Source organism: Microcoleus sp. PH2017_24_DOB_U_A (assembly GCF_020738205.1).
Classification (GTDB): Bacteria; Cyanobacteriota; Cyanobacteriia; order Cyanobacteriales; family Microcoleaceae; genus Microcoleus.
Genome location: NZ_JAEQCT010000122.1, coordinates 12994 through 27780 on the forward strand (window position 1 = coordinate 12994; position 14787 = coordinate 27780).

Genomic DNA, 14787 nt, shown 5'->3' on the forward strand with positions numbered 1-14787 from the left:
GGTATAACTAATTACACGGGCAGTCGCGAGACTGCCTTTATTTTTGAGTCCCGCGACGAAACTCCTGCAAGTTACAATAAACCCATCTACTTGCAGACAGAGTAAAGAGTTGGGAGTTCTCCTCTATTAAATACTGAGCAACTGTCGCAGGTATGAATTTCACGCGGTACAGCATTTGTAGAAGGGCCGGCAACAATCTGAAATTTTTGTCCGGGTTAGGCGTGGGAGTCGGGCTGGACGGTAACGGTTGGAGATGTGGAACTTTCTGAGGGAGGATATCCGGTGAATGACTTGAACTAAGGAACAATTTTTATTTATGATATTAATATCATCCCACAGAAAAAGTTATCAGAAAATTGGGTTTCAAATCCCGTCCTTATAGGACGGCTTTGATATTTTACGGGAAGTTTTTTCTGCTTGTAGTATACTAGAATAAGCGTAAAATCGCGGGAGAATCAATGCTAGTCCTTGAATACAAAGTCAAAGCAAAACCATCTCAATATCGAGCGATCGACGAAGCGATTCAGACGGTGCAATTCATCCGCAACAAATCAATTCGTTACTGGATGGACGCATCAAGGGAAGACAAGATAGATCGATTTGCTTTGAACAAGTATTCTACAAAACTGCGCCAAGAATTCGCCTTTGTTAAAGAGCTTAATGCGATGGCAGTACAAGCTGCTGCCGAGCGGGGATGGCTGTCTATATCTCGATTTTACGACAACTGTAAAAAGAAAAAACCGGGTAAAAAGGGCTACCCAAAATTTCAGCGATCCAATCGCTCGGTTGAGTACAAGACAAGTGGATGGTCGCTAATTCCAACCAAACGGCGTATCACCTTTACCGACAAGAAGGGTATCGGAGAGCTAAAGTTGCTGGGTAAATGGGACATCCATACTTATCCAGTAGTAGCTATTAAACGAGTGAGATTGGTGCGCCGTGCCGACGGCTATTACTGTCAGTTTTGCGTCGATGTTGAGTGTCGAGATATTCAGCCTCTTTCAGGGAAAGAGATCGGTTTAGATGTTGGTTTGGAATCTTTCTACACAGATTCCAACGGATATCACGAACCCAATCCTAAATTCTTGAGAAAATCTGAACCTGACATCAAGCACGCTCAACGTCGCATTTATAAAAAACAGAAAGGATCGAACAACCGCCGTCAAGCAAGGGCTAGATATTCCAAGAAACATTTAAGGGTAAGTAGGCAACGGAATGAACACGCTAAGAGATTGGCGCGTAACGTATGCAAATCTAACGATTTAGTAGCCTACGAAGACTTAAAAATTAGCAATATGCTCAAAAACCACTGCTTAGCTAAATCTATTGCAGACGCTAGCTGGTATCTATTCAGAATGTGGATTCACTATTTTGCTACCAAGTTTGGAAAACTAGCTGTTGCTATTCCCCCTCACTACACGAGTGCTGAGTGCAGCCAATGCAAACGAGTTGTCAGAAAGTCTCTGAGTGCTAGAACTCATGTTTGTGTTTGCGGCTGTAACCTGCACAGAGATACAAACGCGGCTATCAACATTTTGCTTAAAGCAAAATCTAGGGGAGGACATCCCCAAAGTAACGCTGGGGGAGTTGTAACCTCTACTCTACTTGGGGCAACCCTGGTTGAGCAAGTTGCGACTGTGAACCTAGAATCCCCGCACTTATAGGGCGGGGAGTGTCAATGCAATTAACTTGCTTTCTCATATATTTGTCAACAAAAACACTGTGCCGAAAAAACAAAAATTTCCTTATTTAGTTGGTTCCCGATGGACTTCTCACCAAAAAACTTGGGGGTGGCGGCACTTTCAAGTAGTCAACAGAAAAAACGAAGGTCAATGGGTTTTTGCGGAAATGGTGGCGGCTTGCGATCCAAATGTCCGTTTCTGGCTGAACGCCAAACAGCTCAAAGATCGATCGCTCTGGCAAGCTGGATGGCAGTCTACACAAGAATTAGAGGAATTAGAAGCGGTAGAGTAAAAGATAGCGTTTTGGGGGTAGAGTGAGTTAGAGATTGGTCATGGTAATCGCAAGAGGGTGAAGTAATGAAAAAAAAAGTTGTGTTCTTGGTGTGTTTGCTAATTAGTGCTGGATTGGGCGGTGCAGTTGTCGGAAAGTCGATCGCAATTCCAATTCGCTCTCTTCCCAATACTCTGTCTGCCGATATTCCAACTCCCGCAGCAGACTTGTCCGGCTTAGTCCTGACTTTACAAGACTTGCCCGCAGGTTTTACAGAAATGCCACCTGCGAGTCTCAAAAGAATGGGCACTGGTACGCCTGACTTTAAACCAGCAAGCGTGTTTGGCTATCAAAAGAGTGATGACCAGCAGTTTCAAATAGTCATGGGATTTACAACACAACTGCCCAACGCAATCGATCGATCTCAATTTGATGCAGGAGTCCGTGAAGAGAAAGTTGCACAAGAGTTCTCTAAAGGTTTAAACAGTAGCAACAAGGAATTTAATTTTGCTAATGCTACGCCTTTAAGTTTAGAAGATAAGATTGGCGATGTATCGAGTGGATGGAGAAGTCAAGGAAAAATACGAGGTTTACTCATCAATGTCGAACTCGTGCTGTTTCGGCGGGGAAAAATAGGAAGTTTTGTCGCAATTATCTATCTCGACGGCAAACAACCCACTATGACAAGTAGCTCGACCGCGCGGCAACTAGACAAGCGCATCATGGAACTGAAACCTGACTTAACTCAACCGCAATAAGAATGAAAAAAAAACTTGTGTTCTTGGTATGTTTGCTCATTAGTGCTGGATTGGCCAGTGCGCTTGGCAAAGAGTCGATCGCAATTCCAATTCGCTCTCTTCCCAATACTCTATCTGCGGATATTCCAACTCCCGCACCGGAATTGTCCAACCTATTCCTGACCTTACAAGACTTACCCGCAGGTTTTGTAGAGATGCCACCTGCGACCATGCAAAAACTGGTCAGCGGTCTCCAGATATTGAAACCAGCAAGTGTGTTTGGTTATAACAAAAACGACGATCAGCATTTTCAAATAATCCTAGGATTTACACAAAAACTGACCAACCAGATCGAGCGAGCTAAATTTGACGCAGATATGCGTGAAGATGTTTTTGCTAAAGAGTTCTCCAAAGGTTTAAACAGTAGTGGTAAGAATGAATATCAATTTACTAATCTTACTAATTTAACTTTAGAAGAAAAGATTGGGGAGGTATCGCGTGGGTGGACAAATCAAGGAAAAATACAAGGTGTGACGATGAATCTCGAAATCGCGGTATTTCGACGGGGAAAAATAGGAAGTTATCTGATGATTCTGTATGTTGATGGCAAGAAACCCGCTATAACAATGAGTTCAGTCGCGCGCCAACTTGACAAGCGGATCGTGGAACTGACCCCTGACTTAACTCAACCGCAATAAGCGGGTAATGCCAGCGTTCAACAGTTGACAGTTGACAGTTGACAGTTGACAGTTTGAGAGCGACCTCTACCTAGAAGTCCGAGGATTGGAGTAATGAATAGTCTGATTTTAATTTATCGGGGAGAGGCTTTCAACCAATTCTTTCTGATAAAAAAAATCAGCCTGATACCTGAGGGTGAGACTCAGATTGGTTGCCCTAACAAGATTCTTCGTTAAAAATAGCATAAAAACCTAATTTTTATGCTATTTTTAACGATGAGTGTTACCAGAAAATTTAGTCGATCGCACTTGTTGCTGCATCCAGAGATGATATCATGTCTGTTGAATTGCCCGCCATCAAATTTTGTCGTTTGGTTGGGGCAGGTTGATAGATATTATTGTGGATGTGAATCTGAGATTGTTAGTAAACCCGCCACAAGTATTATGGTTGATTGACCAGGCAAACTCTGGCCCAGAAACAAGAGATCGATCGCAATAATTGATACAAAAATACCTATGACTGCCGCTGTTTCCCTGCAAAATGCCTGCAAAATCTACAACAAAATTCCTGTTGTCAATGACCTTTCGTTCACGATTGAAGCCGGAGAAATGTTCGGTCTCCTGGGCCCCAACGGTGCCGGAAAATCGACGACAATTCGGATGCTGACTACGCTGACTAAACCCAGCAGCGGTCAAATTCAGGTAGCTGGATATGACGTGATGCGTCAAAGCTTGCAAGTTAAACAGTCCATCGGCGTTGTGCTACAACAAACTAGCGTTGATAATGAGCTTTCTGTATGGGAAAATATGGAGTTTCACGGGCGGATGCACCACATCCCCAACCCGAAACGGCAACAGTTGATTAAACAGTGGTTGGGATATGTAGAATTAGCAGAAAGACGGGATGATTTAGTCAAAACTTTGTCGGGTGGAATGAAGCGGAGGTTGCAAATTGCCCGATCGCTTTTGCATGAACCGGAAATCTTATTTTTGGACGAACCGACTGTAGGGTTAGACCCGCAAACGCGGCGCAGGTTGTGGGAAATTATTCTAGATTTGAACAAGCAGGGGATGACTATGCTGTTGACGACGCATTATATGGATGAGGTAGAGTATTTGTGCGATCGCATCGGGATTATGGACGGCGGTAAGTTGATTCAATTGGGAACGCTAGCGCAACTGCGGCAAGAACACGGTCAAGGGTTGGTGATGAAGCAAATAGGCGATCGCTGGGACTACAAGTTTTTCCCGACTTTGGAAGAAGCGAATTTTTATCTGGATGCGAAAGAGGATAAGACTGGTATGATGGTTCGTCCTTCTAATTTAGAGGATATTTTTGTAGAACTGACTGGCAGACAGTTAGATTGATTAATGTCTAATTGCTTTTTTCCGGTTTTCCTAGATAACTCGATCCTTCTGAATTCAACGTCTCTATTTCTAATTACAAATTCCCCAATGACTCGTTTAGCCACAACAATAGAAGCCATACTTTATTTAAAAGGTCAGCCGGTGTCGCTGGTAGAGATTGCCGAGATTGCTAAGTGCGATCGATCCGAAGCCGAAGATGCGATTATCGAGCTCATGTCTGACTCTTCCCACCGCGACAGTGCCCTAGAAGTCGTCGAAACTCCGACAGGATACAGCCTGCAACTCAGAGACGAGTTTGCGAGTTTAATGCAAACTTTAATACCCCCAGAATTAGGTGTTGGGGCTTTGCGGACGCTGGCGGCGATCGCCCTCAAAGGTGGCATCACGCAGCCAGATTTAGTTAATTTGCGGGGTTCGGGGGCTTACCAACAAGTGCAGGAACTGGTAGAAATGGGTTTTGTGCGGAAACGAAAGCCAACGGATGGGCGATCGTACTGGCTACAAGTTACCGAAAAATTTCACCGGTATTTTCAAGTAGACCAATTGCCCAAACAATTACAACTTGACTTTCAGGCAAATTTGTACCCAAGCAATGAGGAGTAGTTTGAAGTAGAATGTAGCAAGCCAGAAATTAAGAATCGCCAAATGGTTTTTCACCCTGACTTTGACCAAAACAATGCCCAACAAACCGCAGTCAATCCACTTCTGAAGTACCTCCAGCACCAATCCCCGGAGGTTCTAGCCCGCATCGCCAAGTCCGCCAGCCCAGAAATCAGAGAAATTATCTCTCATAACGTTCAAGGACTTGTCGGCGTCCTGCCTTCAGAGAATTTTAACGTCGAAATTACCACAGACCGCGAAAACTTAGCAGGTTTGCTAGCTTCAGCGATGATGACAGGCTATTTTCTGAGACAAATGGAGCAGAGGATGTACCTAGAAGAAAATTTAGCAAGCACGAGTTCGATTCAACCAAACCCTACCAAAGAAAAGTAACAAAGAGCGGCGGCTTGGGGAAGCCAGAAAGATGAAACTTGTTGAGAAAATAAACATTCCTGGACGGACAGCGAATTAAGAAGCCGGGTTTTTAATCCTATATTCCTCGCGATACACGGAGGATTTTGGTGGCAAAACCCGGTTTCTGCGTCTAGGACTATCCAGCATCAGATTTATTTTTCAACTCCACCGCTTGAACTTAGGAATGAGAATTAAATAACTTACAATTTTTATGGTTCTTGTGGGATGGGCGTCCCGCCCGTCCTTTCTGGACGGGCGGGACGCCCATCCCACAAATATGTGTAAATTATTAAATTCGCGATCCTTAACCACCGGTGGGACTCCCCGATATGGGAAAAGCACCCGGACGTACTTTAATTTTCTGAACTTGACCGAAACGGTTAATTTCCACTTCGAGTTCTTTGCCCACAGCAGTGTTTTCCACCCGTTCTTGTACGTCCCCGGGAGTGTTGACGGCAATTCCGTCAATTTTTTGGATGACATCTCCAGCGCGCAAGTCGGCTTGTTTGGCAGGGGAATTTTCCACGACTCTCGTCACGGCTACGCCTCGATCGATCGTAATTTTATTATCGAGTTGTTTGTTGACTTCTGCCTTGGTGGCGGGAGTCAAGCTGAGCATTTGAATGCCGAGATAGGGATGTTCTGCTTTACCTTTGGCGAATAACTGATCTGACACTCGTTTGGCGGTTTCGATCGGAATTGCAAATCCCAAGCCTTGAGCGTCGGCGCGAATGGCGGTATTGATGCCAATTACTTCGCCTTGGTCATTCAGTAGCGGGCCGCCTGAATTACCGGGGTTGATGGCGGCGTCGGTTTGGATGAACCGGACTCGTTTGTCGGGGATGCCGACTTGGGAACTGGTTCTACCCGTGGCGCTAATAATGCCCACAGTCACGGTATTGTCGAGACCTAAAGGATTGCCGATCGCGATCGCCCACTGTCCGGGTACAATATTGTCCGATCGACCCAAAGTCACCTGCGGGAGTTCCTTGGCATTAATTTTCACAACAGCAACATCCGTCAGCGGATCGACGCCCTGCACTTTACCCTCAAACTCGCGGCCGTCTTTGAGCGTCACCTTCACAGTATCCGTCCCGGAGACAACGTGAGCATTAGTCACAATGCGGCCGTCAGCAGTGAGAATAAACCCCGAACCGGTACCCCGCTTGGTTCGTTCTTCCGGCTTGGGCAAATTGTCCCCAAAAAATCGGCGAAATAAAGGATTGTTGAAAGCTTCGGGGACTTGATTTGTCACCTTAGTCGATGCGTCAATCCGCACTACAGCAGGGCCGATTTTTTCGGCTGCTTCAGCAATAAAATTGGGATTGCTGCGATCGACTGGGCGATTTTCCTGAACAGGAGGAGACACATAGGAGGGGATTTGCTGGCGCACCACGGGCAAAACTGATCCGGTTTCTGGATTGTTTGAGCCTTGTAGATAGCGATTCCCCAACCATCCGATGCCTCCCCCAACAGACAGCAAAGTGACATAAAGGGTCAACTGCTTAAAAGATAAACTCATATTTAACAACTCCCGCTGAATACCTCATCCCCGCAGACACGTTCGGCATTAAGCATTTTTGTCTTGGCGACGGGAAGGAAGCGGGGCGGGGCGTACCACTTCCTCAAGAACATAGCTGTTAGCAAGCAGGCACAACAGGGGCATCACGGGCAAAAATTGCCTGATTTGCCAAAAACGACAAAAACTAATAATTCTTCTCATCGTAACTTGGCTTAGCCTGGGATTTACAGTCTGGGGTACGGCTGGAGTTTTCAAATAAGCCTTTTCACTCGGCTAAAAAATTGTCAATTGTCCGAAATGAATACTTTTTTCTGTACGCAATGAGTTCTAAACGCCTATTTTGGGTCATTTCTGCACTGATTTGCTCGATCGCCCCTGTTGAAAAAACGGCGGCAAATCTTCCTCCCGGCGCACCTTTAGAAACCCCCAACCCCGCCCGCGATTGCCTGGGGGCGGCTTTGGCTCGATCGCGCCGCCACATCGCTCTCCAGGGCGAAACGGTAGAAAGTATAGCGCGACAGTACAATGTGCCAACAGCGGCGCTGATTGGGATAAATCCGATGTTGCGGGGAGGTCGAGTTAGTGCCGGAAGTGCGATCGTCATTCCTCCCTACGATGGCAGGCTCGTAGAAGTGCCTGCGGGCTGGAATTGGCAAAAATTGGCCCAAGTTTATCAAGTCCCCGCAGATTTGCTATTTGAGGCGAATGGGTGCAGGTCTTTGGGACAAACGGTGTTTGTGCCAAAGGTGAATAGGTCGATCGCACCTTCGGTAAATCCCGATGCAACATCGTTGGTGCAAGGCTTCCCGCTCCCCGCCCCAGCGGTGGAAGGTTTGCGTTTCGGGCGGCAGTGGCATCCGGTACGTCGTGAGTTTTTTTTCCACAGCGGCGTAGATTTTTTGGCGGCGGAGGGTACGCAGGTTTTGGCGGCGGGCGGAGGGACTGTCGCCTTTGCCGGGCCGCAGGGAGATTACGGGAATTTAGTTGTCGTGAACCATCAAGCGGGGAAGCAAACGCGCTACGCTCATGTAAGAGATATTGCGGTGAAAGTCGGTCAAAAAGTTCAGTTTGGAGAAGTTTTGGGAAGTGTGGGGATGACGGGAAAACGGGATATTCCGCAATCTCACTTGCATTTTGAAGTTCGGTACAATTCGGGTTCGGGTTGGGTAGCTGAAGATCCGTTGGTTTATTTGCAAGCTACTCTTAAAAAATAGAATTGGTGGTTGAACACGCAATTCAACCACATATATTTTTTTTATGAGATAATTTACTCCCAGCCCTTGGCGAGATTTGAATTGCACCCCCTCACTTAATTAATGAGTTTACGACATTCCAGCCCATATATCGCTCATCTCAGAAGACTTGTTTCCGCATCTGATTGAAAAACGAGTTCTTCGCTGTAAGCTGTAGACAACAAGCAGACTCAACGAGCGAAAAATGAGCGAAAAATGAGCGAAAAATCTAAATCAGTCACCGTTAGCACCTGGGGAGACTACCTAATTGGCTATGAGCGGGTTCTGGATTATCTGAAGGAGGCACAAAAAGAAAGCCCCAAAGTGGTAGCGTTGAAGAAAGATAGCAAAGCTAAGGGGTCTTACATCACCCTCCAATTCAAACTGGGTGACAAACCATTCAACAAGTCCTGTGGGTGCAATCTGACGATGCAGGGTGTCTCCGACGCTCTGAAGAAAGCGCATCTAGTCGCTACCGCGCTAGAATCACTTTCTAGCGAGACAGAGTTCTGGAGTTGGTACGACGATGTAATCTTAGGAAAGAACGTCGTCAGGAATGACCTAATAACGTTTGGTGAGGCGATCGCAAAAGTAGAAGCCGGATACTGGGACGGATACACTAAAAAGCGTCAGAAGCGAGACAAAGAAAATGCTTCGCATCTATCTATCTGGTATGACGCATACGGGCAATATTACAAGCTGCTACCGCAAGATACAATAGTAAACCTCACCGACGTAATGTCAGTTATTAACAGCAAGAAAACAGGTAGTAAAACTCGTCAGACCTGTTTGTCCGTGATGAAAAAACTTGCCGAAACTATTGGCGACTCTCGACTGCGTGAGGAGTTAAGCAATATTGACGGCAAGCAAACCATTTATCGTGATGACTTGCAAGCTGTATCAATTGAGGATTTCTTGCAACTACGCAACGACGTACTAAATATTCCCGCCAATGACAAGCGATACCATTTAGAATCTCGAAAAGCTTGGTTATGGGTGTTCTCAATGCAGATAGTGTACGGTCTGCGAGTGCATGAAGTGTTTGCCATTCAGAACGTAAACCAACCGTTTAAAACCAAAGATGGTGCTACTATCCCCGCATTGAGTGACCCTATAAACACAAAAATGATTGCCGTAGTAGGGGATAAAACTGCACTGAATACCACAACCAAAACAGGCTACCGCTTGACTATTCCGTTGTTACCCCCTACTCACGCTAACTTGATAGAGCAACTAGAAATCAAGTCAGCCAAACTGCCGGAACTCAACCTGGTTTCAACTAACCCTAATACAATAGTCGGAAAATACAACAAATCGGCTCGTGACCGCTTAGAAAGTTGGAGCAAGTTTACCCAGACTCACGCATTACGACACCTGAGTAATCTTAATGGAATGATGAGCGGGATAAGTCTTGAAACTCGCGCTATGAGCTTAGGTCATAGCCCAACAATGAATGACACAGTTTATAAAAGACGACAGACTACCCAGACCACTATTGACTTACTAACCAAGTCAGACAACCAAGCTATTCCACTAAACTCTGCTATCAAGGTGCTTAAACAACTAGGGGCTGACGCTAAAATGATTGCTTATACGGCTAGCATCTACAGCGTCAGCCCTGACAAAATCACCGAACTGTTAACCGACATCTAACCTCTACATCGGCTATTGGGCGCTATGAAATAAAAAACCCTAGGGGCAACCTACGAAGACGGGATTTGACACTCCCCAACCTAAAGGTGTGGGGATTCTTAATTCATCGACTGACCTTTAAGCGCCATGTCCTTGCGGCAGTTCTTAAACCTTTCAACCGTACAATAGTACAAATTGACGAGCCTAACTCACAGCAACCCCAGAGGGTCTATCTCCAAAAGCGTACTAGGATACAAGCCTAGAGTTTGGGTATGCCCTACCCTACTTAACAAATCAAGAAAGTTCTTTGTTTTTACTGGTAAAAAGGATGCGTTGACCCTTTAGCTGTTTTAAGAGTTTTCGCTGCTCTGCGTCCCCCGGTTTATACCTAAAAGTGTGTCTTAACTGTTTCACGATGGTAAAGGAGTTTAACCTTGACTATTATAGTATACTATACTTCTTTCTAGTTTACGCAATTTTTTAGGAATAGATCCTAGAAATTAAAGCTGTCCTAAAAGGACGGGGTTTTCAACCCAGTTTTCTGATAAATCTTAACATTAGGGGCAGTTATGCTTTTTTTTGTTAAACTGATAAACAAAATTATCGAAAAACGTTAATCGGGATTAGCTGATATTCTAAAAATGTCAAGGCATAAGTCTTAGAAAGCCAAGCCCGTAATGAGATTTGAACTCATGACTTCCTCCTTACCAAGGAGGTACTCTACCACTGAGTTATACGGGCGTAAAAAATTAAAAACTTCCCATTAAAAAATTTAATTGTTGATTTTTAACTTTTATGTGAATTGTGGTGGGCCGGGCTGGATTTGAACCAGCGTAGGCGTAGCCAGCGGATTTACAGTCCGCCCCCATTAACCGCTCGGGCACCGACCCATTTGTACCCACAGTTAAACATCCTAGCAGATTCTTCTTTTTTTGCAACATGACATTTAAAACTCTAATCATTCAAGACTGAACACATAAGTCATGTCGCGTCCGATCGATTACCATAACAAAAACAGTTCGCGCCTGTAAGTCCTCCGCCGGAAAGCGGACTGAAGTCCGCACTACGAACGGAAAGCGGACTGAAGTCCGCACTACGAACGGAAAGCTGACTGAAGTCCGCACTACGAACCTTACAAGAAACAGGTTACAAGGAATATTTTGCTAAAAAACAGGTTTCTGGCCACCTGTGTGTCTAGGATTCTTATAGCACCGGAAGTCTGGGTTCAGTGGGAATTCCTAATTTACTAATTCGCCAGTTTCTTGCAGGGAGTGCAGGCGGCGGTAAATGCCTTTTTGGTTCAAGAGTTCGTCGTGGCTGCCAACTTCGACGATTTTACCGCCGTCGAGTACGACGATCGCATCGGCTTCGCGAATTGTACTCAGGCGGTGGGCGATAATTATGGTGGTGCGCGTACCCAAGATGTTCTGCATGGCTAGCTGGATCGATCGCTCTGACTCATAATCCAAACTAGAAGTAGCTTCGTCAAAGATTAACACGTCCGGATCCACTAACAGCGCCCTAGCAATGCCTAACCGCTGTCGCTGACCGCCAGATAACCGCATTCCCCGTTCCCCGACAACGGTATAGTAACCTTGGGGCAACAAGTTCACAAACTCATCAACTCTGGCGATGCGACAAGCTTCTTCAACCTGGGCGAAAGTTGCTTTCGGGTTGCCGTATGTCAAATTATCCAGCAAACTACCGTTAAACACGTCTACTTCTTGGTGGACAATGGCTAAACGCTTGCGGTAGCCAGTGACATTTAAACTGGAAATATCCTCGCCGTCGATCAGAATGCGGCCGGAGTTAGGCTCAAAATATCGAAACAGCAGTTTCACTAATGTTGATTTCCCGGAACCCGATCGCCCGACTAATGCTATGGTTTGACGGGGATGAATCAATAAATTGATATCCTGCAAAACTGGCTTTTCGCGATCGTACCCGAATGTCAGCCCGCAAAACTCAATTTTCCCGCTAAATCTATAAGACGAAGCAGATACAGCATTTTCAGTTGCTAAATTCACCGCATCAATACCGTCTGGTAACTGCATAAACTCATGGAAGCGGATCATTGAAGAATAGCGGCGGGCAAATAATTCGGCGATAATACTAATCGGGCGCAGTTGCGAATAGGCCATACTTGCCAAGGTGTAAACCGTAACAAAATATCCCAGAGATATTTTACCTGCGACTGTTGCTGCTAGACTAAAACCGAGAACTGAAAACAGGCAAAGCTGGACGATTGCTTGTCGGTATGTCCCCAGGATGACGTATCCTTTGTGAATGCGTTGAATTACAACTTTCAACTCGCGATCGAGTCTGGTTGTTTGCTTTTTTAGTTCGTTTGTTTCAGTGGCAAAAGCTTTGACTGTTTTGATGTTTGTAATAATTTCTGAGTTGCGACTTTCGGTATCTTCGATGTATTCATCCAGAATTTCTTCGCGCCGAGTCAGCCCTTGGAGGCCTTTGAGGGTGAAACTGAGGATAAATACGAAGGAAATTGAAATTAATAAGCCGATGCGCCATTCAATTAACCAAATAACTGCAAAGATGCCGATTAAGCGGACGACTTCTGGGATGAATTCAGCGGCAATTTCTGGGTATGTCCAAGTATGGTTGGCGATGCCTTTGGCGATGCGACTGGAAATCCGACCGGCGTTGTTTTCGTCGTAGAATTCTAAGGGTAAGGTGAGCATTTTGCCGATCGCTCCTTTCATCCAATCCCGCCTTGCTCTCAAGGGTACTACCCAATGGAACCAATTTCCCATCCAAAGTTCTATGGGTGCTTTGACGACTGTTACCACAAAAATCAAGCCCAGCAAGACGGATAGCGATAATATCTTGCTGGGTGACTGCTGGGTAAGTGAGGCGATCGCTGCGATCGATTTTTGCGTTACTGTATCTGGAGGTCGATCGGACAATACATTTAAGAGTTGCCCAATCGCGTAGGGCACAGCTAAATCCGCGATCGCAAACAGGCTGGATGCACCGATGCTGAGAACTGAGATTTGACTGTAGCGGGTGTAGTATTTAAGGATGTCCCGAAAACTTGCCATAAATTTCTGTTGCGATACAACCCTTGCAAACACTTGAGTCTGATAACTGCGCGCGATGGCGCTTGAATTACAAGTATACTACAAAAGTAATTATTCGGGGAAATCGATCGGGAAAATCTGAAGCAGCTCAGCTCGTTTAGGAGTGCGATCGCAGATTTGGGATAAATATTATGGGGAAGGGGCGATCGAATGAAGCAGATCGATCGCCCGCGATGATATTTTAAGCGTTGATGCAGGAACAGAAAACCACGGACTAACGCAGATTAACGCAGATAGTTTCAAGAAGAGCGATCGAATTAATCCAATGCTGAACTTAGTTGGAGTGTCGCAGAAGTCCTTGTACTGGTACTTTTGGGCAGTAATTGATTGAGGGCGCCACACAAGTATTTTTTCACGGTATCCCTGCTTGCACCCACCCCACTCGGAATGGTAAAGATCATCTCTACATTTAACAGGTTGCCATCCTGTGAGGCAAATACATCGATCGGCAAAGCACGCTGAAATGCGGTTGCGGGATTTTCCGCTTTCATGGTACCCATACTTACATCAGTGCTAACAGTCTTGATGCCCTCGCGAGCTAAAATGGGTCGCAATTGGGAAAATGCTTTTTCTACCGTTAACCCTTCAACCTGAACGCGCGCAGAAAATGCAGCGCCATTGAAAAAGTCTCCCTTTTTTTGGAAGCTTTCCTCGCAGGTGGTAGCAAAAGCAGGGGTGGCTAAACACAGAAGAGCTACGGTTAAGACAGTCGATCGCATATTAACTAAGTTACGAGTTTGAAACCGTTATCAAGACCAGGATAAGCACCGTACAACTGTTTGGCAAGTGCTATCTGAGGGCAAAAAAATACAGAAGACAGAATTTGCTTAAATTCTGTCTTCTGACAAAAGCTTTCTAATTTTTAGGTTTGAGCAGTCTGTTAGCTGAAGGCGTAGGCTGATTGCAGCGCCCACCAGATTAAGACGGCGATGCCTCCAGCAATGACGATCGCTGAAATGGCGATCGCGATCGGGCTGTCAGCTCCCTTGAACTTCATGATTCCGCGATTTAAGTCTGACATGAGCAGTGTTCTCCCACAATTGCAGCTTGATTGTAGCTTTGCCCTCGGCGGATCGCGGTCAAAAGCACTGCAATTACTGATTTTTTTAACAATCTGCTTGCTGCAATTTCAGGCGGGGTGAGGCATTCGGGTGCGCCCCAGCGAGTTTATGAAAAAAACTTACAAAAAACACTTGACAAATTCCGAGCAGTGAGGCAATATTATTAATACCGCAGCAAATGCGGGTGTAGCTCAGTGGTAGAGCGTCACCTTGCCAAGGTGAATGTCGCGCGTTCGAATCGCGTCACCCGCTTTTAAAAATCAAGAAAACCAGGAAGACTAAGCCGGAAAGTATAGCGAGAAGATATCGCATATACTCCTAACGGTTGTTGAAAACACCTAAGTTAGTGGTAAAATTGATTGGATAACTGGCAAGTCACAATAGCCGATCGGGCGGGCGATCGGTATGCCTCTAATCATTAATTTATTGGACAAGACTGGACAATGCGTACATGGCGATCCATAATACTAATATGGCAAAGTACGTGAAACCA

At 45.6% G+C, this 14787-nt stretch carries 13 protein-coding genes and 3 tRNA genes; 10 read left to right on the forward strand and 6 right to left on the reverse strand.

Annotation, left to right across the window (positions count from 1 at the left end; translation table 11 throughout):
• The first annotated feature begins 458 nt into the window (after positions 1–458).
• From JGK07_RS28455 to JGK07_RS28485, 7 genes are all read left to right on the forward strand, one after another.
• Positions 459–1664, forward strand: a complete 1206-nt coding sequence (locus JGK07_RS28455; RefSeq protein WP_293185460.1) for a transposase — start codon at positions 459–461, stop codon at positions 1662–1664.
• Between the two features lie 58 nt (positions 1665–1722).
• Positions 1723–1974 (forward strand): TIGR02450 family Trp-rich protein, encoded by a 252-nt coding sequence (locus tag JGK07_RS28460; RefSeq protein WP_293185459.1) that lies wholly within the window; start codon positions 1723–1725, stop codon positions 1972–1974.
• 65 nt (positions 1975–2039) lie between these two features.
• Positions 2040–2711 (forward strand): hypothetical protein, encoded by a 672-nt coding sequence (locus JGK07_RS28465; RefSeq protein WP_293220273.1) that lies wholly within the window; start codon positions 2040–2042, stop codon positions 2709–2711.
• 2 nt (positions 2712–2713) lie between these two features.
• Complete coding sequence (locus tag JGK07_RS28470) at positions 2714–3388, forward strand: hypothetical protein (RefSeq protein WP_293243277.1); 675 nt, start codon at positions 2714–2716, stop codon at positions 3386–3388.
• A 495-nt stretch (positions 3389–3883) separates the two neighbouring features.
• Complete coding sequence (locus JGK07_RS28475) at positions 3884–4735, forward strand: ABC transporter ATP-binding protein (protein WP_293185456.1); 852 nt, start codon at positions 3884–3886, stop codon at positions 4733–4735.
• Positions 4736–4822: 87 nt separating this feature from the next.
• The gene (gene scpB, locus JGK07_RS28480; protein WP_293185455.1) at positions 4823–5338 is read left to right on the forward strand and encodes an SMC-Scp complex subunit ScpB; all 516 of its coding nucleotides are present in this window, start codon (positions 4823–4825) and stop codon (positions 5336–5338) included.
• A 42-nt stretch (positions 5339–5380) separates the two neighbouring features.
• The gene (locus JGK07_RS28485) at positions 5381–5728 is read left to right on the forward strand and encodes a DUF760 domain-containing protein (protein ID WP_293185454.1); all 348 of its coding nucleotides are present in this window, start codon (positions 5381–5383) and stop codon (positions 5726–5728) included.
• 325 nt (positions 5729–6053) lie between these two features.
• Here JGK07_RS28485 and JGK07_RS28490 read toward each other — a convergent pair whose 3' ends face one another.
• Positions 6054–7271 (reverse strand): HhoA/HhoB/HtrA family serine endopeptidase, encoded by a 1218-nt coding sequence (locus tag JGK07_RS28490; RefSeq protein WP_293220276.1) that lies wholly within the window; start codon positions 7269–7271, stop codon positions 6054–6056.
• Positions 7272–7591: 320 nt separating this feature from the next.
• On the opposite strand from JGK07_RS28490, the gene JGK07_RS28495 reads away from it, so the two are divergent.
• Positions 7592–8485 carry a peptidoglycan DD-metalloendopeptidase family protein gene (locus JGK07_RS28495; protein WP_293207308.1) on the forward strand — a complete coding sequence of 298 codons (894 nt, stop codon included), beginning with the start codon at positions 7592–7594 and terminating at the stop codon, positions 8483–8485.
• 234 nt (positions 8486–8719) lie between these two features.
• Positions 8720–10156 (forward strand): hypothetical protein, encoded by a 1437-nt coding sequence (locus tag JGK07_RS28500; protein WP_293185451.1) that lies wholly within the window; start codon positions 8720–8722, stop codon positions 10154–10156.
• Positions 10157–10804: 648 nt separating this feature from the next.
• Here the strand turns inward: JGK07_RS28500 and JGK07_RS28505 are convergent.
• The 5 genes from JGK07_RS28505 to JGK07_RS28525 all read right to left on the reverse strand — a co-directional run bounded on the left by JGK07_RS28505 (position 10805) and on the right by JGK07_RS28525 (position 14254).
• A tRNA-Thr gene (locus JGK07_RS28505) sits at positions 10805–10876 on the reverse strand.
• A gap of 64 nt (positions 10877–10940) precedes the next feature.
• A tRNA-Tyr gene (locus tag JGK07_RS28510) sits at positions 10941–11025 on the reverse strand.
• Positions 11026–11373: 348 nt separating this feature from the next.
• Positions 11374–13194 (reverse strand): ABC transporter ATP-binding protein, encoded by a 1821-nt coding sequence (locus tag JGK07_RS28515; protein WP_293192609.1) that lies wholly within the window; start codon positions 13192–13194, stop codon positions 11374–11376.
• 296 nt (positions 13195–13490) lie between these two features.
• Positions 13491–13952: a hypothetical protein gene (locus tag JGK07_RS28520; RefSeq protein ID WP_293185448.1), complete on the reverse strand. Its 462-nt coding sequence runs from the start codon at positions 13950–13952 to the stop codon at positions 13491–13493.
• A gap of 161 nt (positions 13953–14113) precedes the next feature.
• On the reverse strand, positions 14114–14254 hold the full coding sequence (locus tag JGK07_RS28525; protein ID WP_293185447.1) for a hypothetical protein: 141 nt from the start codon (positions 14252–14254) through the stop codon (positions 14114–14116).
• A 220-nt stretch (positions 14255–14474) separates the two neighbouring features.
• Here JGK07_RS28525 and JGK07_RS28530 point away from each other — a divergent pair.
• A tRNA-Gly gene (locus tag JGK07_RS28530) sits at positions 14475–14546 on the forward strand.
• Positions 14547–14787 lie beyond the last annotated feature (241 nt).